The sequence below is a fragment of the Variovorax sp. 05L425 genome (assembly GCF_056397705.1).
Genome location: NZ_JBFTNY010000003.1, coordinates 165666 through 186941 on the forward strand (window position 1 = coordinate 165666; position 21276 = coordinate 186941).

General features: G+C 65.7%; 22 protein-coding genes. 18 read left to right on the plus strand and 4 right to left on the minus strand.

What is annotated here, in order from left to right:
* Positions 1-45 precede the first annotated feature (45 nt).
* Positions 46-1005 (plus strand): LysR substrate-binding domain-containing protein, encoded by a 960-nt coding sequence (locus tag AC1DN9_RS04920; protein ID WP_478097825.1) that lies wholly within the window; start codon positions 46-48, stop codon positions 1003-1005.
* Here AC1DN9_RS04920 and AC1DN9_RS04925 read toward each other — a convergent pair.
* On the minus strand, positions 981-1415 hold the full coding sequence (locus AC1DN9_RS04925) for a DUF1841 family protein (RefSeq protein ID WP_478097826.1): 435 nt from the start codon (positions 1413-1415) through the stop codon (positions 981-983). The genes AC1DN9_RS04920 and AC1DN9_RS04925 overlap by 25 nt on opposite strands.
* 150 nt (positions 1416-1565) lie before the next feature.
* Here AC1DN9_RS04925 and AC1DN9_RS04930 point away from each other — a divergent pair, with 150 nt between their 5' ends.
* From AC1DN9_RS04930 to AC1DN9_RS05005, 16 genes are all read left to right on the plus strand, one after another.
* The gene (locus AC1DN9_RS04930) at positions 1566-2516 is read left to right on the plus strand and encodes a LysR family transcriptional regulator (RefSeq protein ID WP_478097828.1); all 951 of its coding nucleotides are present in this window, start codon (positions 1566-1568) and stop codon (positions 2514-2516) included.
* A gap of 170 nt (positions 2517-2686) precedes the next feature.
* Positions 2687-3196, plus strand: a complete 510-nt coding sequence (locus AC1DN9_RS04935; protein ID WP_478097829.1) for a cupin domain-containing protein — start codon at positions 2687-2689, stop codon at positions 3194-3196.
* Positions 3197-3225: 29 nt separating this feature from the next.
* Positions 3226-4233, plus strand: a complete 1008-nt coding sequence (locus AC1DN9_RS04940) for a hydroxyquinol 1,2-dioxygenase (RefSeq protein WP_478097831.1) — start codon at positions 3226-3228, stop codon at positions 4231-4233.
* Positions 4234-4451: 218 nt separating this feature from the next.
* Entirely contained in the window at positions 4452-4910 is a 459-nt protein-coding gene (locus AC1DN9_RS04945; RefSeq protein ID WP_478097833.1) for a nuclear transport factor 2 family protein, read from the plus strand.
* A 171-nt stretch (positions 4911-5081) separates the two neighbouring features.
* A complete protein-coding gene (locus tag AC1DN9_RS04950) occupies positions 5082-6545 on the plus strand; it encodes an aldehyde dehydrogenase family protein (RefSeq protein ID WP_478098139.1) in 1464 nt (487 codons plus the stop codon).
* Positions 6546-6550: 5 nt separating this feature from the next.
* Complete coding sequence (locus tag AC1DN9_RS04955) at positions 6551-7618, plus strand: maleylacetate reductase (protein WP_478098141.1); 1068 nt, start codon at positions 6551-6553, stop codon at positions 7616-7618.
* A gap of 53 nt (positions 7619-7671) precedes the next feature.
* Positions 7672-8931: an ABC transporter substrate-binding protein gene (locus tag AC1DN9_RS04960; protein WP_478097835.1), complete on the plus strand. Its 1260-nt coding sequence runs from the start codon at positions 7672-7674 to the stop codon at positions 8929-8931.
* Positions 8932-9064: 133 nt separating this feature from the next.
* Positions 9065-9784 carry an ABC transporter ATP-binding protein gene (locus AC1DN9_RS04965; RefSeq protein ID WP_478097836.1) on the plus strand — a complete coding sequence of 240 codons (720 nt, stop codon included), beginning with the start codon at positions 9065-9067 and terminating at the stop codon, positions 9782-9784.
* A gap of 4 nt (positions 9785-9788) precedes the next feature.
* Positions 9789-10490, plus strand: a complete 702-nt coding sequence (locus AC1DN9_RS04970; protein ID WP_478097838.1) for an ABC transporter ATP-binding protein — start codon at positions 9789-9791, stop codon at positions 10488-10490.
* A 15-nt stretch (positions 10491-10505) separates the two neighbouring features.
* Positions 10506-11366 carry a branched-chain amino acid ABC transporter permease gene (locus AC1DN9_RS04975; RefSeq protein WP_478097840.1) on the plus strand — a complete coding sequence of 287 codons (861 nt, stop codon included), beginning with the start codon at positions 10506-10508 and terminating at the stop codon, positions 11364-11366.
* Positions 11367-11389: 23 nt separating this feature from the next.
* A complete protein-coding gene (locus AC1DN9_RS04980) occupies positions 11390-12463 on the plus strand; it encodes a branched-chain amino acid ABC transporter permease (protein WP_478097842.1) in 1074 nt (357 codons plus the stop codon).
* Positions 12447-13316, plus strand: a complete 870-nt coding sequence (locus AC1DN9_RS04985; RefSeq protein WP_478097844.1) for an intradiol ring-cleavage dioxygenase — start codon at positions 12447-12449, stop codon at positions 13314-13316. Before AC1DN9_RS04980 ends, AC1DN9_RS04985 begins: the two co-directional genes overlap by 17 nt.
* Before the next feature lie 120 nt (positions 13317-13436).
* Entirely contained in the window at positions 13437-14456 is a 1020-nt protein-coding gene (dctP, locus tag AC1DN9_RS04990; RefSeq protein WP_478097846.1) for a TRAP transporter substrate-binding protein DctP, read from the plus strand.
* Positions 14453-15025, plus strand: coding sequence for a TRAP transporter small permease (locus AC1DN9_RS04995; RefSeq protein ID WP_478097848.1), 573 nt, complete (start codon positions 14453-14455; stop codon positions 15023-15025). The genes dctP and AC1DN9_RS04995 overlap by 4 nt, the downstream gene beginning before the upstream one ends.
* Complete coding sequence (locus AC1DN9_RS05000) at positions 15025-16386, plus strand: TRAP transporter large permease (protein ID WP_478097850.1); 1362 nt, start codon at positions 15025-15027, stop codon at positions 16384-16386. Before AC1DN9_RS04995 ends, AC1DN9_RS05000 begins: the two co-directional genes overlap by 1 nt.
* Before the next feature lie 72 nt (positions 16387-16458).
* Entirely contained in the window at positions 16459-17271 is an 813-nt protein-coding gene (locus AC1DN9_RS05005; protein WP_478097851.1) for a class I SAM-dependent methyltransferase, read from the plus strand.
* A gap of 3 nt (positions 17272-17274) precedes the next feature.
* Here AC1DN9_RS05005 and AC1DN9_RS05010 read toward each other — a convergent pair whose 3' ends face one another.
* The 3 genes from AC1DN9_RS05010 to rbsK all read right to left on the minus strand — a co-directional run bounded on the left by AC1DN9_RS05010 (position 17275) and on the right by rbsK (position 20103).
* Complete coding sequence (locus AC1DN9_RS05010) at positions 17275-17565, minus strand: GYD domain-containing protein (protein WP_478097853.1); 291 nt, start codon at positions 17563-17565, stop codon at positions 17275-17277.
* Between the two features lie 101 nt (positions 17566-17666).
* Entirely contained in the window at positions 17667-19025 is a 1359-nt protein-coding gene (locus AC1DN9_RS05015) for an FAD-dependent oxidoreductase (protein WP_478097855.1), read from the minus strand.
* Between the two features lie 139 nt (positions 19026-19164).
* Complete coding sequence (gene rbsK, locus AC1DN9_RS05020; RefSeq protein ID WP_478097857.1) at positions 19165-20103, minus strand: ribokinase; 939 nt, start codon at positions 20101-20103, stop codon at positions 19165-19167.
* A gap of 152 nt (positions 20104-20255) precedes the next feature.
* Here rbsK and AC1DN9_RS05025 point away from each other — a divergent pair, with 152 nt between their 5' ends.
* Positions 20256-21269: a Bug family tripartite tricarboxylate transporter substrate binding protein gene (locus AC1DN9_RS05025; protein ID WP_478097859.1), complete on the plus strand. Its 1014-nt coding sequence runs from the start codon at positions 20256-20258 to the stop codon at positions 21267-21269.
* Positions 21270-21276 lie beyond the last annotated feature (7 nt).

The window sequence follows — 21276 nt, forward strand, 5'->3', positions numbered from 1 at the left end:
TGTAAATTGACGGATTGGCGATTTTTCATAACCAACAGTTATTCAATGCCGAGTTCTTCCGAAGACTTCGTCCGTGGGGTGCAGTTGCGGCATCTCCGTTGCCTGGTGGCCGTTGCCCAGGAGCGCCATCTTGCGCGCGCTGCGGAACGCCTGGCGCTGAGCCAGCCCGCGGTTTCGAAGACCTTGGCCGAACTCGAGGAACTGGCCGGTGCCCGCCTGGTTGAACGCGGCACCGCGGGCCGGCGGGGTATCCAGGGACTCACCGCCGCCGGCGAGCGCCTGCTGGCACATGCGCTGCGGGTGCTGGAGGCGCTCGATGCGAGCGCCCAGGCCGTGATGCCGGCATCGGGGGAGCGTCCACAGCGGCTTCGCATCGGTGCGCTGCCCAGTGTCGGCCCTTCCCTGCTGCCTCCTGCGCTGGCTGCCTTGCGCGAGCGGTTGCCCACGCTGCAAGTGCAAGTGCAGACCGGCGCCAACGCGTCGTTGCTCGATGCCCTGCGCGCAGGCGACCTGGACCTTGTCGCGGGCCGCATGAGCGATCCTCAGTTGATGGCAGGCCTGACCTTCGAGTTGCTCTACACCGAGCCACTGGCGGTGGTGGCGCGGTCCGGCCATCCGCTGGCCGGCGGGGCCCCATCCGTACAGGATGTGCTGGCCTATCCGCTGGTCGTCTACGGCGAAGGCACGATTCCGCGTCATCACACGGAAAGTTTCCTCTCGGGGCTCGGGCTGCGCCTGCCGTCGCATGTGACGCAGACGCTGGACCTTTCGGTGGCGCGGGCGTTGCTGGTCCGGTCGGATGCCGTGTGGTTCACGCCCATCGGCGCGGCTTCCGACGATCTTGCGTCGGGACAACTGACACGGCTGGCGATCGACACCGTCGGCACCGAAGAGCCGGTGGGCCTCCTGTTGCGAAGCGATGCCGAACCCTCGCCTGCGAGACAGGCGCTGATCGCCTTGCTGCGGGAGGCGGGCGCGACTCAGTCGCGCGTGGCGCGCCGCTGAACGCAGGCCACGTAGGCGTCGCCGTCGGGCGGCCGACCGGCGCGCTGGCTTTCCCACATCATCTGGCCGAGGCACTCCATGGCCTCATGGTGCGCATCGAGCAACGAATCGCGGCGCACGGCCAGCAGTTCGACGGCCTGCCGTATGCCGCGCGGCTGATCGATCGAGCACTGCTCGCTGATCGACAGATGCATGGAGAGGTGCAGGAAGGGATTTTCGCGCCCGTCCTTGCCGTCGTACACGCGCGCCACGGCGGCGTCGGCATCGGCGAGGTCCGCGTGGTATTCGGGATGTTCGTCGATCCAGCGGCTGGCGATGATTTCGAGCGCTTCCATCGGCTCGCCGCGGCGGCTCTTGGCGAAGACGTCGCAGAAGAAACGACGCACTTCCTCTTGGGAGGGATTGAACATGCGCAGAGATTAGCACCGACCCTCAGGCCGGCGCCGGGCCGCCCCAAGGCGGCCTGCGGCCCCCTTGGGGGGCAGCGAGTACACGTAGTGACGGAGCGTGGGGGCAATATCTCAGCGCATCGGGCCCAGTCACCGCTACATTGCCAAGCCATGGACCGTCTGGAAAACATCGAGACATTCGTTCGCGTCGCGCAGACCCAAAGCTTCGCTGAGGCGGCGCGGCAAATGCGCGTGGCCAAGTCGGTGGTCACCAGCCGCGTCAAGCAGCTGGAGGACCACGTCGGCGCGCCGCTCTTTCATCGCAGCACGCGCGTGGTTCGGCTCAGTGATGTGGGACAGGCCTTCCTGCGCGACTGCACCGAGCTCGTGGGGCGGGCCAACGACATCATGGACCAGATGCGCGACGCGCGGGCCGGCCCCACGGGAACGCTGCGCATTCATGCGCTGACCGGCTTCGTGCTGGGCCATTTCGCGACCTTGCTGCGTGCGTTCCAGGTGAGCTTTCCGGACATCCATCTCGAACTGATCGTGAGCGACGCGGTCGTCGATCCGGTCAAGGCCGGCGTCGATTGCGCACTGCAGATCTTTCCGGCGGCATCGACCGAATTGGTGTCGCGGCCGCTCTTCCCGGTACGGCGCGTTTTCTGCGCCACGCCCGAATACCTCCGCGCGCGCGGTACGCCGGAGAGTCCGCGCGACTTGCACAAGCACACGCTGGGGCTGTATTCAGGCTACCCGACGCGCGACCGCTGGACGTTCCACCACCAGGGCGAACAGATCACGCTTTACATGAGCGCCGCATTGCTCACGAACAGCGTGCACCTGCTGCGCGAATACGCCATGGAGCACGCCGGCATCGTCTGCCTGCCGACGCTGGTCGCGGGCGATGAGATCCTGCGCGGCGACTTGCAGGTCGTGCTGGCGGAGCACCAGTTGTCGTCGTTCTCGCTGAGCGCGGTCTACGCCGGGACTTCGCGCAATGCGTTCAAGCTCAGGTTGTTCATCGAGCACATCACCGCGGCATTCACGCGCGTGCCGCCGTGGGACGCGGCCCTGATCGATCGGGGGCTTCTGCCGGAGACCTTGATCGCCGACGCGTGACCGGGGCGTGCGCGGCGCGGCTCGGGCGGCACGGGTAAACCCTGCCGATTGACCGGATTCCGCGAACAATGCGGCCCGGTTTTGATGCCTACCGCAGGCGGTCCCTGTTTCCTACAGTGCATTCACCGCAGCCGAAACGCTGCACTGTTGCCACCCGAGGAGACAAACCTATGACCGCTGCCTACCAGACCCGCTTCGGGTCGCTGAAGCATTTCGAGAAGGGCCACGTCGAGCCGATCGCCGATGACGTCCGCCACTACGCGATGTCGAACTGCTTCGACATCGCGAGCAAGAGCAAGCCGTACGAGAAGGTCGTGTTCGGCCAGAACCAGATCTACGTGCTGGAGACGCTTCGCGCCGAAGGCACCTCGCCCTGGTACACCAGCGCGCACGACGAGTTCGCGCTGGTGATGGACGGCGATGTCGAGGTGCACCTGGTCAAGCTCGAGGCAAGCCAGACCGTTGCGGACGAGAACAAGAACGGCGCTGTGCTCGTCAAGGGCGAGCCCAAGGGCCAGAAGATGGGCTGGATGAAGCTCTCGCGCGGCCATCAAGGGCTGCTGCCGAAGAACACCGCCTACCAGTTCCGCGCCGCCGGCGAACCCGGCGTGATCGTCCTTCAGACCTGCAAGGGCGACCTTTCCGTCGAAAAGTGGGCAGACATCTGCCAGACCCACTGAGTCCCACAGACACATCGAGGAACCAAGCCATGAACGCACCCGCCGAACTCGCCAAGGTCATCGCGTCGCAACCCGACGCCACGCTCGGCTACAAGGACTTCTCGCTCGGCAGCTTCGGCTTCCGCCGTGACGAGTATTTCGCCCACATCACCTGGAAGACCCGTGACGGTCGGCCGATGAGCCACACGATGGACATCGGCAACTACCTGCGCGCGCTAATGCGCGACGTGGCCTGGGGCTTCTTCTACGGATGGGTCAACTTCGACGACGTGGTGGGCACGGTCAATCACTACCAGTCGGTCGACCTCTACGCGGGCAGCTTCAACGGCACGATGAAGGAAGCCGGCATCGACCTGCTGGAGAACTTTCCGACCGCGCAGATTCGCGCCACCTTCGAAGCCATGCTCGACGACTGGACCAACGAGAGCTTCGATCCGTTCTCGGCGCCGCAGGAAACCGGCTCGCCCTACGGCCGCAAGAATGGCAACAACACCGCCAAGATCACCCGGGCGCGCGAGCTGGCCAAGCGCTGCGTCGGCCTCAAGGGCGACCTCGATCTGCGTAGCGACGAGCGCGGCACGCCGATCAACCGTGCCTTCGCGGATGTTCCGCAGGGCCAGCCCGAACTGCATCCCGAGCCGGGCTTCGAGAACGAAGTGCACGCGTTCAATCTGTTCGGCTTCCTGAGCCGCTCGCAAGTGACGTGGAATCCGAGCTTCACCTCGGTCGTCAAGCACAGCTACATGTGCCCGACCACGGAGGAGCACATCCTGCCGATCATCCACGGCAACGACCGCGTCGAGTGGTTCTTCCAGATGACCGACGAGATCCACTGGGACTGCGGCGACAAGAACACCGGCAAGCCGATGGCGCGCGTGATCATGAAGGCCGGCGACATGGCCGCCATGCCCGCCTATTGCCGCCACCAGGGCTTCAGTCCCAAGCGCTCGATGCTGCTGGTCTGGGAGAACGGTTCGCCCAGCCTCGTCTACGAGATCCAGAAGGGCGAGAGCCCGGAGATCCCGGTGGAGTTCTGACACTCGCCCCCAGGTTGGCTCACTGCGTGTAGCCGCCCACCCCCTGCCGGGGGCAATACCGGCGGCCCGGCGGAGCCGGTTCCGCGGTATTCCTGGTCTTGGGACGTGGCGGTGTCATGCGTGCGAGGAGACCTGAAAGCGGCTCGCGACCGGCGCCTTGCCGGTGCGGGGTCGCGCCGATCAATCATCCGCTTGGACAGCGAAGAAGGAGACTCACCATGGCACTCACACGTCAATCCATGACCGACGAGCAACGCAAGTCGGTGGCCCTCGAGTACCTCAAGGCCTATGACAACGGTGGCGTCACGTCCACCGGGGGCTCGATCCTCGACGTGTTCGCGGAGGACGCGCAGGTCTACTTCCCGAAATGGGGCCTGGCCAACGGCAAGGCGCAGATCGGCCAACTGTTCGGCGAGGTCGGCAGCCGCGGCAAGTCCATCCGCCACGACTACGCGGGATTCAACTGGATCTTTACGGGTACCGACCTGTTCGCCTGCGAAGGCACCAGCTTCGGCGAGCATGCGGACGGGCCCTGGCGGGCCGGCGTGCCCGAATGGGGCGCGGGTCGCTGGTGCGATGTCTTCGAGGTCCGGGACTGGCTGATCCAGCGCTGCTTCATCTATCTCGACCCAGACTACGCCGGCAAGGACACCGCCCGCTACCCCTGGTTGAAATGACACACCCCCAGGTTGGCTCACTTCGTGTAGCCGCCCACCCCCTTGCAGGGGGCAACACCAGCGGCCCGGCAAAGCCGGTTCCGCGGTGTTCCCGGAAATTTGCAGTGACAGCCTAGAGATCCTTATATGACCCTCGCAGACATCCAACGGGCCGCCGGCCTGAAGACACCCATCCGGCGCCAACTCTTCATCGACGGGCGATTCGTCGACGCCGAATCGGGCGAGACGCTGGCCACGCTGAACCCCTACGACAACTCGACCATCGCCGACGTGGCGCTGGCCGGCAAGGCCGACGTCGACAAGGCCGTGGCCGCAGCGAAGCGGGCCTTTCCGGCATGGAGCCGCATGGCGGCGGCGGACCGTGGCCGCATCCTGCTCAAGCTCGCCGATCTGATCGAGGCCAACACCGAGGAACTGGCGCGCCTCGAATCGCTGGACACGGGCCACCCGGTGCGCGATTCGCGCAGCCTCGACGTGCCGCGCACGGCAGCGTGCTTCCGCTACTTCGGCGGCATGGCCGACAAGTTCCAGGGCGAGACCATTCCGGTCGAGTCGGGCTTTCTCAACTACACGTTGCGCGAGCCGGTCGGCATCGTCGGCCAGGTCGTGCCGTGGAACTTCCCGCTCATGTTCACGAGCTGGAAGATGGCGCCCGCGCTCGCGGCGGGCAACTGCATCGTGATGAAGCCGGCGGAGATCACGCCACTCAGTTCGCTCAAGATCGTCGAACTGATGGCCGAAGCGGGCATGCCCGATGGCGTGGTCAACATGGTGCCCGGACTGGGCCACGTGGTCGGCCAGTACATCGCCGAACACCCGGAGATCGCGAAGATCGCCTTCACCGGAAGCACTGCGACGGGCCGGCGTGTCGTGGCGGCAAGTGCCGGCAATCTGAAGAAGGTCCAGCTCGAACTGGGCGGCAAGGGGCCGAACATCGTGTTCGAGGACGCCTTCCTGCCCGCTGCGGTCAACGGCAGTGCATGGGCCATCTTCCACAACCAGGGGCAGGCCTGCATCGCCGGTTCGCGGCTGATGCTGCACGAGGAGATCGCCAACGCCTTCCTCGACAAGTTCATCCCGCTCGCGCAGTCGATCCGCCTCGGCAACCCGCTGGACGAAGAGACCGAGATGGGGCCGCTCACGAGTGCGCAGCACAAGGAACGCGTGTTGAGCTACGTCGAGGTCGCGAAAGGCGAGGGCGGTGAAGTGCTCACCGGCGGCAGGTCGCCGGGCGGTGACCTGGCGCGCGGCTGCTTCGTCGAGCCGACGGTGGTGCGCGCGAAGTCCTACCGCGATCGCGTTGCACAGGAAGAGGTCTTCGGTCCTTTCGTCACCGTGCTCACCTTCAAGTCCGACGAAGAGGCGATGGAGATTGCCAACGGCACCGACTACGGCCTCGGCAGCGGCTTGTGGACCGGCAACCTGCAGCGCGCCCATCGCGTGGCGCGCGACATGCACGCGGGGATGGTCTGGATCAACAGCTACAAGCGCGTGAACCCTGGTTCGCCGTTCGGCGGTGTCGGCCAGAGCGGCTACGGGCGCGAGATGGGTTTCGACGCGATGCGCGAATACACGCAGGTGAAGAGCGTTTGGGTCAATATCGACGCCCAGATACCTCCTCACTTCGCACGTTGACCATCATGCGCGACTTCATCTACACCAGCCATCCGCAGCGCGTCGTGTTCGGCGCGGGCTCCCTGCAGCATCTCGCGCGCGAGATCAACGCGCTGGGCGCGCGCCGCGCGCTCGTGTTGTCGACGCCCGAGCAGCGCGGGCAGGCGGAGCGCGTGGCCGAGATGCTCGGCTCGCACGCCGCCGGCATCTTCGACCGTGCGGTGATGCACGTTCCGATCGAGACCGCACGCGAGGCACGTGAAGTCGCGCGCAAGCTCGATGCCGATTGCGCCGTGGCCATTGGCGGCGGCTCGACCACCGGACTCGGAAAGGCCATCGCGCTCGATTCGGGCTTGCCGATCCTCGCGATTCCGACCACCTATGCCGGCAGCGAGATGACGCCGATCTACGGCCTGACCGAGGCCGGGCTCAAGAAGACCGGCAAGGATCCGCGCGTGCTCCCGCGCACGGTGATCTACGACCCGGAACTCTCGCGAACCCTGCCCGTGGGTCTGAGCGTGACCAGCGGCATCAACGCCATCGCGCATGCGGCCGAGGGCCTCTATGCGCAGGACAGCAACCCGGTGATGGACCTGATGGCGCAGGAAGGCATCGCCGCGATCGCGCGCGCCCTGCCCGCGATCCGCCAAGCGGCCGACGACATCGAAGCACGCGCCGATGCGCTCTACGGTGCATGGCTCTGTGGCACCGTGCTGGGCAACGTGGGCATGGCACTGCACCACAAGCTCTGCCATACGCTTGGCGGGAGCTTCAACCTGCCGCATGCCGAAGTGCACACCGTCGTGCTGCCGCATGCGATCGCGTTCAATGCCCAGGCCGCGCCGCGCGCGATGGAACGCATCGCGCAGGCACTTGGTTCAACGTCCGCACCACTGGGCCTGCAAGCGCTCGCTCGCGACAACGGCGCGCCGATCGCCCTCAAGGACATCGGCATGCGTGCCGAGGACCTGGACCGCGCCGCCGATCTTGCGGTGAGCAACCCCTACTGGAACCCGAGGCCCTTCGGCCCGGCGCAGCGCGACGAGATTCGCGCGCTGCTTCAGCGCGCCTTTGACGGCGACCCGCCGCGCTGACGACCCAAGCGATTTGTGCAGGAAGAGAACGAGAACCAAAGAAGGAGACAACCATGACATTGAATCGCAGACAGTTCACCCAGGCCGCAGCCGCTTTGGCGGCGAGTGGCGCCACACCACTGGTCTTCGCGGCCGACACGATCAAGATCGGCTACGTGTCGCCGCAGACGGGACCGCTCGCGCCGTTCGGCGAAGCGGACAAGTGGGTCATCGACCAGATGAAGACGGCCTTCAAGGACGGCATCAGCATCGGCGGAAAGAAGTACGGGGTGCAGATCGTGCTGAAGGACAGCCAGTCCAACCCGAATCGCGCGGGCGAGGTCGCCAATGACCTGATCCTCAAGGACAAGGTTGCGCTGGTGCTCACCGCAGGCACGCCGGAGACCGCGAACCCTGTGAGCGATGCCTGCGAGCTCAACGAACTGCCTTGCATCTCGAGCGTCGTGCCGTGGCAGCCCTGGTTCTTCGGCCGCAAGGGTGATCCGGCCAAGGGTTTCAACTGGACCTATCACCTCTTCTGGGGCCTGGAAGACGTCATCGCCAATTTCACCAACGGCTGGAAGTCGCTGCAGACCAACAAGAAGGTGGGTGGCTTGTTCCCGAACGACGGCGACGGCAATGCATGGGGCGACAAGGAACTCGGCTTTCCGAAGCCGCTGTCGCAGATGGGCTTCACCCTCATCGATCCGGGCCGCTTCCAGAACGGCACGCAGGATTTCAGCGCGCAGATCGCGGCCTTCAAGAGCGGCGGCGTCGAGATCGTCACCGGCGTGGTGATTCCGCCCGATGCGAAGACTTTCCTCACGCAGGCGAGGCAACAGGGGTTCCGCCCGAAGATCATCACCTTGGGCAAGGCCTTGCTTTTCCCGGGGGCGATCGACGCGCTGGGGGATCTGGGCGATGGGCTCTCTACCGAGGTGTGGTGGAGCCCTTCTCATCCCTTCACGTCGAGTCTGACCAAGCAGAGCGCCAAGGCGCTGGCCGAGGCGTATGAGGCCGGTACGAAGAAGCAGTGGACGCAGCCGATCGGCTTTGCGCATGCCCTGTTCGAGGTTGCCGCCGACGCCTTGTCGCGCGCCAAGTCGGAGAAGGCATCGGACGTTCGCGATGCCGTCGCCGCGACCTCGCTCGCGACTGTGGTCGGCCCGGTGAAGTGGGGCGGGCAGGGGCCATTCAAGAATGTCAGCAAGACGCCGCTGGTGCTCGGCCAATGGGGCAAGGGCACAAAGTACAAGTACGAACTCACCATCGTGAGCAACGAAGCCGCCCCGAACATCCCCGTCGGCGGCAAGCTCAGGCCAATGCCGACGTGAGCACTGAGATGTCGGTGCATCTTGCTCATCATGTTGGAAACACCGCGGAACCGGCTTTGCCGGGCCGCTGGTGTTGCCCCCTGCAAGGGGGTTGGCGAAGCGACACGGAGTGCGCGAAGCCTGGGGGTGTGTCATGAGTCTTCTCGCGCTCCATGCCGTCAGCAAGTCCTACGGCGCGCTCAAGGTCACGGACGACATCACGCTCGCCGTGACCGAGGGCGAGACGCTGGGCATCCTCGGGCCGAACGGCGCCGGCAAGACGACGCTGTTCAACCTGATCTCGGGTGACGTTCGCGTGGACGCGGGGCGTGTCGAGTACGAAGGCCAGGACGTGACCACGCTCAAGCCGCACCAGCGTTGCCACGCGGGCATCGGCCGCAGCTACCAGGTGCCGCAGCCCTTCGGCAATATGAGCGTGTTCGAGAACCTGGTGACGGCCGCGTGCTTCGGCGCGCAGGAGCGCGAGCAGGAGGCCTGGCAGACGGCGCACGAGGTGTTGGCGCAGACCGGTCTCATGCCGCACGCGAACAAGCCCGCCGGCGGGCTCACGCTGCTCGATCGCAAGCGCCTCGAACTCGCGCGTGCGTTGGCAACACGGCCGAAGCTGCTGCTGCTCGACGAGATCGCGGGCGGCCTGACCGAGCCGGAGGCAAAGCAATTGGTCGAGGAACTCCAGGAGATCAAGGCCCGCGGCGTCACGATGATCTGGATCGAGCACGTGGTGCATGCGCTGCTGTCATTGGCCGATCGCCTCTTCGTCATCAACTTCGGGCAGAAGCTGGCGGAGGGCGAGCCGCGCGCGGTGATGAACGATCCGGAAGTCCGGCGCGTGTACATGGGGATGGAGGCATGAAGGTATGACCGCACTGCTGGCAGCCCACGGGCTCAAGGCCTTCTACGGCGATGCCCAGGCGCTCTTCGGCGTCGACTTCACCCTCTCTCAGGGCGAACTGGTCGCGATCATCGGGTCGAACGGCGCGGGCAAGTCGACGTTGCTCAAGTGCCTGACGGGTCTGGTGCGCGCGCCGCGGGATGCGGTGCATTTCAAGGGCGAGGCGATCGGCGGCTTGCCGCCAGGCGAGATCGTGAAGCGCGGGCTGGCGATGGTGCCGGAAGGCAGGCGCCTCTTTCCCAGCCTGAGTGTCGAGGAGAACCTGCAGATCGGCGGTCTCACCGGCCGCAAGGGGCCTTGGAACCTGCAACGTCTCTACGCGCTGTTTCCGATCCTGGCTGAGAAGCGGCACAACCCGGGCACGGCGCTGTCGGGCGGCCAGCAGCAGATGGTGGCGCTGGGCCGCGCGCTGATGAGCAACCCCGAAGTGTTGTTGTGCGATGAGTTGTCCCTCGGCCTCGCGCCGATCGTGATCCGCGAGATCTACGCGGCGATGCCGACCATTACCCGCGAGGGCATGACGGTGGTCATCGTCGAGCAGGACGTGACGATGGCGCAGCGCGTATCGCAGCGCATCCATTGCCTGCAGGAGGGTCGCGTGTCGCTCCAGGGCCGCTCGGACGCGCTCACGCGCGAGCAGATTTCGCAAGCCTACTTCGGCATGTGAGCGAGGAGACATTCCGTGCTTGAAACCATCGTCCAGGGCGTGCTGCTCGGCGGCCTCTATACCCTGTTCGCGCTCGGGCAGTCGCTGATGTTCGGCGTCATGCGGCTCACCAACACCGCGCAAGGGGACTTCATCATCCTTGGCGCGTTTGCCGTGATCGCAGGCACCTCGCTGTTCGGCGATGCGCCGTTGCTGATTTCGCTCGCCGTGCTGCCGATTGCCTTCGGTTTCGGCTACGCGCTGCAGCGCTACGTGCTCAACGGCACGCTGGGCAAGGACCCGTTGCCCTCGCTGGTCGTGACCTTCGGATTGTCGATCGTGATCCAGAACCTGCTGCTGGAGCTGTTCTCGGCCGATCCGCGCTCGATCGAGACCGGTGGGCTCAACACCCAGGGGTTGCGGCTGGGGGAATCCCTGTCGATTGGGGTGCTGCCGCTGATCGTGCTCGCAGTGGCGCTGGCTGCCACGGCATCGCTGCAGTGGGTCTTCGCGAACACGTCGCTGGGTCGTTCTTTCCGAGCTGTGTCGGACGACCGCGAGATCGCCGAGTTGATGGGGTTGAACGCGAAGAAGGTCTACGCGTTGGCCACTGCCATCGCCTTCGTGCTGATCGCCGTTGCGGGTGCGCTGCAGGGCATGCGCACGACGGTGTCGCCATCCGACGGACCGCTGCTGCTGCTCTTCGCCTTCGAGGCCGTGATCATCGGCGGCATGGGTTCCTTCTGGGGCACGCTCGCGGGCGCGATGATTCTCGGCATCACGCAGCAGATCGGCTTCAGGCTCGATCCGGGCTGGGGCATTTGGATCGGTCACCTGGTATTCCTGCTGGTGCTGGTGCTGCGGCCCCAAGGGCTCTTTCCGAAAACCCGCGGCTGAGGCCGGACACCATGGAACCGGTCATGACCAACATGAATTTCGATGTGGTGCGCAGTACGGCGGTGAGTCGCTCTGCGCTTTGGATAGCGGTCGCGCTGGTGGTGCTGGCGGCGAGCCTGCCGCTGTGGGGCGAGTCGAGCTGGATGCGCGAGTTCGTCGAGATCGCCTGCTACTTCATCTTCGCGATGATGTGGAACCTGCTCGCAGGCTACGGCGGCATGGTGAGCATCGGGCAGCAGGCCTTCTTCGGCTTCGGCGGCTACGTGATGCTGATGCTCGGCAATTTCGTCGGGCTCAATCCATTCATCGCGATCCCGTTGGGCGCGATCGCTGCGGGGCTGATCGCGGTGCCGGTGTCCTTCGTCGCGTTCCGGCTTTCAGGCGGCTACTTCGCCATCGGCACCTGGGTCATCGCCGAAGTCTTCCGGCTCAGCTTCGCGAATGTATCGGCGGTGGGCGGCGGGTCGGGCACCACGTTGACAGCCTTGCGCGGCATCGAGAAGGCGACGCGCGAGAGCGTGACGTACTGGATGGCACTGGCCTGCGTGGTCGCGGCGATCGCACTGGTCTACCTGTTCCTGCGCAGCAAGCGCGGCCTGGCGTTGCTGGCGATCCGCGACAACGAAGTCGCGGCGGAATCGCAGGGCATTCCGGTGGCGCGCATGAAGCTCGCGGTGTATGTGGTCGCGGCCTTCGGCGCCGGGCTGGCGGGTGCGCTCTATTTCGTCGGCAACCTTCGGATCAGCCCGGACGCCGCATTCAGCGTGAACTGGACCGCGTTCGCGATTTTCATGGTCGTGATCGGCGGCATCGGCCGCATCGAAGGGCCGCTGGTGGGTGCCGTCATCTTCTGGGCGCTCAACAAGTTCCTGAGCGACTACGGGACGTGGTACCTGCTCGGCCTCGGCCTTCTGGCGATCGTTGTCACCATCTTCTTCAAACAGGGGCTGTGGGGCTTCGCGCAGCAGCGCTGGGGCTGGTCGCTGTTCCCGACGCAGCGGCGTCTCGTGACGCGCGATGCCGCGGCGCCGAAGCGCGTCGCTTCCCCGGCCCGTCCCTCTGACCTGGAGTTCCATCCCCATGCGAAACATCAATGAAAACACCATCACCGCCGCGGTGCTCGCGCGCATCGAGGACACCCCGGACCCGCGGCTGAAGGAGATCATGTCGGCGCTGGTGCGACACATGCACGACTTCGCGCGCGAGGTGCGGCTGACCGAGGCCGAGTGGGCGGCCGGCATCGAGTTCCTGACCGCGACGGGGCAGAAGTGCAGCGACAAGCGGCAGGAATTCATCCTGCTGTCGGATACGCTCGGGCTTTCGATGCTCACGGTGGCGCTCAATCATGCGAAGAGTGCGCAGGCCACGGAGGCGACGGTGTTCGGCCCGTTCCACGTGCAGGGCGCCCCGCGTCTCGAATTGGGTGGCGATATCTCCGGCGGCGCCAAGGGCGAGCCGTTGTTCGTGAACGCCACGGTGCGCGGGCGCGACGGCGAGCCCGTCCCCCATGCCGAGGTGGACGTGTGGGAGGCCGATGCCGAAGGCTTCTACGACGTGCAGCGAGCCGGCCTGGACCGCCCGCAGGGCCGGGCCGTGTTCCGGACCGACGACAAGGGCCGGCTGTGGTTCCGCGGGGTGATGCCCGTGGCGTACCCGATCCCGACCGACGGTCCGGTGGGCGACATGCTGCGTGCCACCAAGCGGCATCCGTGGCGCCCCGCCCATGTCCACTTCATGATCAAGGCGCCGGGCTACGAAACGCTCATCACGCACGTGTTCAGGGATGGCGACACCTACCTCGACAGTGACGCGGTCTTCGGCGTGCGCAATTCGCTCATCGGCGATTTCGTGTCGCATCCCGCCGGCACCGCGCCGGACGGCAGCGCGCAGGAAACACCCTTCCATACGCTGAATTTCGACTTCGTGCTGGAGCCGACGTCGGGGCATTGAGGGGCTCCCGGCTGTCGCCCACGCGGCGGTGTCATGGATAACACCAAGGGCGTCGCTGCGGCATCGCCAATAAGGTGTGTGTCTGGCGCCGCACAAGGAAGGCAGCCTGGAGACACCCTTATGAATTTCAATCGACGCGACGTCCTGTCCACTGCGGCAGCGGCGTCCCTACTGGCGATCTCGGGCCGTGCTGGTGCACAGTCGGGCGCCCTCAAGATCTCGCACCAGTTCCCCGGCGGCACGCTGACCGAAGGTGACTTTCGCGATCGGCTGTGCCGCAGGTTCGCTGCCGACATCGAGAAGCGCAGCAACGGCGCGCTCAAGGCGGAGGTCTATCCAGGCTCTTCGCTGATGAAGACCAATTCGCAGTTCTCGGCGCTGCGCAAGGGGGCGCTGGACATCTCCCTGGTTCCGTTGTCGTATGCCGGCGGCGAGGTTCCCGAGACCAACATCGGCCTGATGCCAGCGCTGGTGCCGAGCTACGAAGTCGGCGCTGCCTGGAAGACCGGCGAAGTCGGAAAGCTGCTGTCGAAGATGCTCGACGACAAGGGCGTCATCGTGCTGAGCTGGATCTGGCAAGCCGGCGGCGTCGTGAGCCGCGCCCGCCCGCTGGTCGCGCCCGAGGACGCCAAGGGCCAGAAGGTGCGTGGCGGCAGCCGCGAGATGGACATGATGCTCAAGGCGGCGGGCGCCTCGGTCATCACGCTGCCATCCAACGAGATCTACGCCGCCATGCAGACAGGCGCCATGGACGCGGCCATGACCTCGTCGACCAGCTTCATCTCTTTCAAGCTCGAGGAGATCGCCAAGAACATGACGAGCGGGCGCAACCGGGCGTACTGGTTCATGTTCGAGCCGCTCATGATGTCCAAGGAAGTGTTCGCCAAGCTGCCGAAGGCGCAGCAGGACATCATCATGGCCGCGGGCGCCGAACAGGAGAAGTTCGCCACCGAATCCGCGCGCGCCGACGACAAGATCGCTGCCGAGGTCTATGCCAAGGCCGGCGCCAAGGTCTTCGACATCGACGATGCCACGATGAAGAAGTGGCAGGTCATCGCACGCGACACCGCATGGAAGGACTTCGGCGAACGCAACGAGTCTTGCAAGGCGTTGCTGACGGCCGCGCAGAAGCTTCTGTGAGCGGCGCGCTCCAGCCCGCGTCGCCCGGGCTTGGCATTCCTCTCGATCCGGCGACGCCGCGCGTGCTGCTGCCGCTGGCGCGCGCGTTGCAGGCGGTCAATCGCGTCGCGATGGCAATCGGCATGGTCGCGCTGCTGACCGCATCGGTGGTGCTGACCTACAGCGTGGTGTCGCGCTACTTCATGAAGGCGTCGACCGACTGGCAGGACGAAGCGGCAGTGTTCTGCCTGGTCGGCATGACCTTCACGTGCGGCGCGTTCGTGCAATCGATTCGCGGGCACATCGGCATCGAAGCCATTGGTTCGCAGTTGTCGGCCGCCGCGAACCGCGTGCGCATGGTGGTGATCGATCTGGTCAGCTTCGCCTTTTGCGGCTTCTTCGCCTGGAAATCGTGGACGTTGCTGCATGAGGCCTGGGTCGACGGCATGACGTCGTCGTCGTCGTGGGCGCCGCCGCTGTGGATTCCCTACGGACTGATGTCGCTCGGCATGAGCCTGCTCACGCTGCAACTGCTGGTGCAGGTGTGCGCGAGCATCAATCGGCTTGCGAATCGGGCGGAGCCGCACTGATGTCGATGCTGGCACTGGGGCTTCTGTTCGGCGTGGCGACGCTGTTGCTGATGTTCTCGGGCACGCCGATCGCGTTCGCATTGGGCGCGGTTGCCGTGCTGTTCATGGCCTTCTTCATGCCCGGCGCGTCGCTCGACACGGTGACGCAGAACGTCTACGAGGAAATGTCGAGCATCACACTGCTGTCCATCCCGCTCTTCATTCTCAAGGGGGCGGCCATCGGACGATCACGGGCCGGGCAGGATCTCTACGCGGCCATGCACGTCTGGATGCACAAGGTGCCGGGCGGCCTGGGCATTGCCAACGTGTTCGCCTGCGCGCTGTTCGCCGCCATGGCCGGATCGAGTCCGGCGACCTGCTCGGCGATCGGCAGTGCCGGGATTCCCGAGATGCGCAAGCGCGGCTACTCGCCGGGCTTTGCGGCGGGCATCATCGCGGCAGGCGGCACGCTGGGGATCCTGCTACCGCCGTCGATCACGATGATCCTCTACGCGGTTGCGGCCGAGCAGTCGCTGGGGCGCCTGTTCCTGGCGGGCATCGGGCCGGGCGTGCTGCTGGTGGTTCTCTTCGCCGGCTACGCGATGTTGAACTACCGCAAGGAATTCCGCCGCGCGAAGCGCGCATTCGAGCGCGACGGCAGTGCATCGGCGCTGCTCGACGACGAGTACTTCAGCCTGCGCCAGAAGTTCGAGATGCTGCCGCGGGTCGTGCCTTTCGTGGTGCTGCTCATCGGCGTGATGGTGGCCCTCTACGGCGGCTTCGCCACGCCTTCGGAGACGGCCGGGCTGGGGGGCATGCTGGCGCTGGTGCTCATTGCGGTGATCTACGGCGTATGGCGCATCCGGGATCTCGCGCCGATCCTCGCGGCGACCATCAAGGAGTCGACCATGCTGATGTTCATCATCGGCATGTCGCTGCTCTTCTCCTACGTGATGAGCTACCTGCACATCAGCCAGTCGATGGCGAGCTGGATCGTCGAACTGCAGTTGTCGAAGTGGTTGTTGCTGGCCGCCATCCTGGTGTTGGTGATCGTGCTGGGCTTCTTCCTGCCGCCCGTGAGCATCATCCTGATGACGGCGCCGATCTTCCTGCCGCCTTTGAAGGCGGCCGGCTTCGACCTCATCTGGTTCGGCATCCTGATGACCATCGTGATGGAGGCGGGGCTGATTCATCCCCCGGTGGGGCTCAACATCTTCGTGATCAAGAACATCGCGCCGGACATTGCGCTCTCGGAGATCATCTGGGGCGTGCTGCCCTTCGTGCTGCTGATGTTCGTGGCGGTCGTGCTGATCTGCATCGTTCCCGGCATCGCGACCGCACTGCCGGATCTGGTGATGGGGCCGGTGACGGGCAAGTCGTGACGGTGGTCATTCCGGGTCCTGCCTCACCTGCCTCACAATGGCCGCCAGGGATTCAAAGGAGGACCCGAAGCCATGGAAACTGCGAACGTGCAACCCGCTCAGCACCAGACTCTTCATGACGGACAAGAGAGGGCGGTCGGCTTGCCAGGCGAGGTGCTCGCACCGCACGTGCCCTTGCCCGAGTACTACGGTGACGAGGTCGAGCATCAGCAGTTCCTTCGCCGGATCTTCGACGACACGGCGCCCGACTACGACCGGATCGAGCGCGTGCTGGCGCTCGGCTCGGGGCCTTGGTATCGGCGCTCGGCGCTCCAGCGGGCCGGTCTTTCGACGGGTGCGGAGGTGCTCGATGTCGGCATCGGCACGGGGCTGGTCGCCCGCGAGGCACTCGCGCTGATCGGCCCGCAAGGCCGGTTGGTAGGCGTGGACCCGAGCCCCGGGATGATGGGCGAAGTGAAGTTGCCTGGCGTCGAGCTTGTGCGCGGACGGGCCGAAGCGTTGCCGCGCTCCGATGCGAGCAGCGACTTCATCAGCATGGGTTACGCGCTGCGCCACATCGCCGACGTGAACGCGGCGTTCTCGGAGTTCTTTCGCGTACTGCGGCCGGGCGGCCGGCTGGTGGTGCTCGAAATCACCAAGCCCGCCGGACGAGTCGGGACTGCCGTTCTCAAGGCCTACATGCGCAGCGTCGTGCCGGTGATCGCCAAGGTCGTGGCGCACAAACACGACACGGCGGAACTCTGGCGCTACTACTGGGACACGATCGAAGCCTGCATCGTGCCGGAATCCGTGCTGGCTGCACTGCGCGCCGCCGGATTCGAGGATGTGAAGCGCCACGCCGAACTCGGCATCTTCTCCGAGTACACGGCGGTGAAGCCGGCCTGAATATCAGGGCATCAAGGCGAGGAATTTCTTGAACTCGTCCGCGGAATAGGCATGCAGTGTTTGCGACCGCACATTGCCGAGCGTACCGACGCTGAGCAGCGCGGCCATTGCCGCTTCGTCGCTGCCTTCGGTCACGATCACCAGGTCGAAGGTGCCTGAGGTCCAGTACATGCTCTTGACGCTCAGGCCGACCTTGGAGGCCAGTCCCTTGAAAGCCTCGGCGCGGGCCGGCGACTCTTTCACGTTGCGGATGCCCTGGTCGGTGAAGTTGACGAGCGAAATGAAAGTGGCCATGGTGACGTCCTCGTTGTGGTGGAGGCATGGTCGCCGCGGCCGCGACACAAGCCGATGGAGGGGACGACTGCTCGCCGCGGTCCCCCGCAGGAAATGTGGAGCTAGCTGGTTGCTGCGGCAGCCATCACGCGCGCCACGAGCGCGGGATTGCGCAGATCGCTGCGCGGCTTGAGGAGGTGCTGGACCTCCACCATGAGCTTGTGGACCTCGGCGTCATGGGCCGCGAGCCGGCTCAATGCGGCACTGAATTTGAGCGTGGCTTCGAGGTCCTTGGGCCGTTCGCCGACTGTGTCGGGAAAGACGAGGTCCGGCATCGCCGACATGGCCCATGGCGTCTCGATGAGCGCGTCGGCTGCCGTGAAGAACGAGCTTGCGAGATTTTCGAGACCGTCGCCGCCATCGTCCTTTGATCGGGCGAGAAGCTCGCGCAATGCGGAGGCTTCTCGCGCCGCGATCGTCATCCCCTGTCCATAGAGCGGGTTGAAGCGGTAGATGGCATCGGCAAACGGCAGAAGTCCGCGCGGGAAGTCGTCGAGCTGCGCGTAGTGCCGCCATACGCTTGAAGGAAACGCGAACCGCGTCACTTCGCCTTCAGGCTGTGCATCACGAATCGCATCGCCCACGGTCGGAGTGCGGAAGTCCTGCGTGAAGCTCAGGAACCCGGCGAGGTTTCCCGGTGGCTTCTCGTTCCCACGGCCGCCGAGACTGACGATCCAGCGGCGGCCCTCGATGGGAAACAGGAGAGCGCAGCCGCTTTTTTGCGGGGCCTGCGGCAGATGCATGACGCCTTTCCAGTCGCGGTCCTTGTCATCGGGCATCGCGAAGATAGCGGTGGCGTAGCCCACGTCGACGCCGATCGCGGTTTCCGGGGGGAGCTTGCGCCCGGTGGCCGCCAGCAGCGCGAGGGTGAAGCTGCCGCGGCCCGACGCGTCGACGACGAGATCCGCGTCGATGGTTGTCGCGGCGCCGTTCGCCGGCTCGTAGACGACGCCAGTCGCCGTTGTGCCATCGGCTGAGGCGACGATCTCGAGCACGCGGCAACGGTCACGCAGGTCGATGCGGTCGTGCTGCCGGACACGCTGGCGCACGAGGCACTCCAGCAGAGACCGTGACATCGAATAGGCGCCGAATCCGAGGTCGCGGCGCGGGAAAGGATCGAAGCCCGGGCGCTCGATGCGGATGTCCAGCCCCGCCCGATAGGGCACCGCGCCCGCGGCGGCGAGTTCCTGCTCGAAGCCCGGGAACATCGCTTCGACGGCGTGCAGGCCACCGGCCAGCAAAGCGTGAAGATGGCGACCCTGTGGCGTGCCGGGTCGCTCAATCGGTCCGGCCGGCAAGGCGTCGCGCTCGAGAACCACGACGCGTTCGAACCGGTCGGTCAGCGCGCGGGCTGCCGTCAATCCGCCCATGCTTGCGCCGATCACCACCGCGGTGTGCGTCGATTTCCGAGACATGTTCATGGCGCCTCCTCGGTTCGAGTCCGGGCCGTGCCGCGCCAGAGCCAGCAGCCTGGACGGCAGGGCCGGTCGAGGAGTCTAGTCCTGCGATTCCGAGTGCGCCAGATTCCTTCTGCCCAATCCTGAGGTTGACGTGCGCGAATCAGGAGGGCGTCACATCCTTGGGGCCGGCCACCGGCGGCAGCGAAGAGAGTTCGTGCCGATGCGGAATGGATGCCTGTGCGCCTGGCCGCGTCACGCACACGGCTGCAGCCTGAATGCCCAATGCGATGCCGGTGTCGATGGATTCGCCTCTTGCGAGTGCCGCGCAAAGCGCACCAATGAACGTGTCACCAGCCGCAGTGGTGTCGACGGCGTTCACCTTGAGCGCCTCGAAGTGGCGGCAGCCCCCAGCGTCGCAGACAACGACGCCATCGGCGCCCATCGTAAGAATCACATGTGCCGGACCTCGCTGGCGCAGCGCTTCGGCTGCACGCGAGGCGCTTCCGGGATCGTTCACAGCCATGCCGCTCAACATGCCCGCCTCCGTCTCGTTCAGCACGAGCATGCTCACCTGTCGGAGCAGCGAATCAGGAAGGTGGCGAGCGGGCGCAGGATTCAGCACCACGGTAATGCCGGCCGCATGCGCGAGGGCTGCCGCATCGGACACTGTCTCCAGTGGCACTTCGAGTTGAAGCAACAGCAGCTTTGCCGTCGCGAAGTCCAGCCTCAGGCGCTGCGTGTCTTCAGCGCCTACGAAAGCGTTGGCACCGGCGATCAGCGCGATGCGGTTCTGCGCGCTGTCGTCGACCATGATGAGCGCCACGCCGGTCGACGTCGCGGCGGTCGCGACGTGCGCGACGTCGACGCCATCGCCCGATAGCGAGGCCTTCAATGCCCTGCCGAAGTCATCGTCACCCACTCGGCCGACCATCGCGACCTGGGCGCCCTGGCGCGCACAGGCCACGGCCTGGTTGGCGCCCTTGCCGCCGGGATTGGTCATGAACGAGTGTGCGTGCAGGGTCTCGCCCGCGTCCGGTACGCGCGGCACGCGAACGACCAGGTCCATGTTGAGGCTGCCGAAGACCGCGATGTCGGGCATGGATGCGCCTTGCTTCAATCAAAAGATGAAAAGCCCTGATTCTCCAGGCTCTCCAGGCGACGTCGATCGGAACGAAGCCTTTGGGCTGACTTGCACGGTGACCGGGCGTCGCGTAACGTTGTGTAACTCGACCGCTTCAGTCCATTGCTTCCATGATCACCAAACGCCGCCTCCTGCAAACTATCGCCGCCACGTTCTGCACGTCCGGCGCGTGGGCCCAGGAGGCATCGCGTACGCGGACCGCGCCTGTTTCGACGGGATCGTCGGTCTGGCCTTCCAAGCCCATCCGCATCCTGGTCGGATTCCCCGCCGGTGCATCGCCGGACCTTGCAGCGCGTGCTGTGGCGGAGCCGCTTTCCAGGCTGCTGGGCCAGCCCGTCCTCGTGGAGAACCGGCCAGGCTCAAGCGGCAATCTCGCGGCCGACCAGGTCGCGAAGGCGCGGGACGACCACACCATCGGTGCGTTGATCAATGGCAACCTCACGATTGCAAAGCTCCTCAATCCCAAAACGCCTTTCGATCCGGAGAAGGACTTCGCGCCCGTGAGCTTGATCGGCACTGCGCCATTGGTGCTCGCCGTGTCGGGCAGCGCCACGGGCACCCATGCGGAGGAGTTGCTCCTTTGGGCGCGCAACCTGAGCAGCGCGGGCAAATACGGGACGCCGGGCGTCGGGACCGTCGGGCATCTGGGGATGGAGTTGTTGAAGAGCCGCACCAGCATCACCGCACAGCACGTGCCGTTCACCGGCAATCCGCAGGTCATCAATGCCATGCTCGCCGGGCAGATCCAACTCGCGCTGCTGCCGCCAGGCTTGGCCAAGCCGCACGTGATGTCGGGCAAGCTGAAAGCTGTGGGAGTAACTTCGCCCGATCGGAGCCCGTTGTTCGCCGAATTGCCCACCTTGCGTGAAGCCAATGTCAGGGGCGCCGATCTGGAGATCTGGACCGCGCTCGCCGCACCGGCGAGCCTGCCGCAGAGCGCAGTGGCGAAGCTCAACGCTGCGCTGGGAGAAGTCGTTCGGTCAGCAGAGGTGCAGGCGCGCCTGCTCGCTGCGGGATGGCAGGCGCAGGCAGGTACGCCGCAAGCGTTGGGCTACCGCATGCGCAATGACACCTCGCAGCTCGGCGGCGTCATTCTGATGCGGGGCATTCGGTCAGACGCCTGACAGGGGC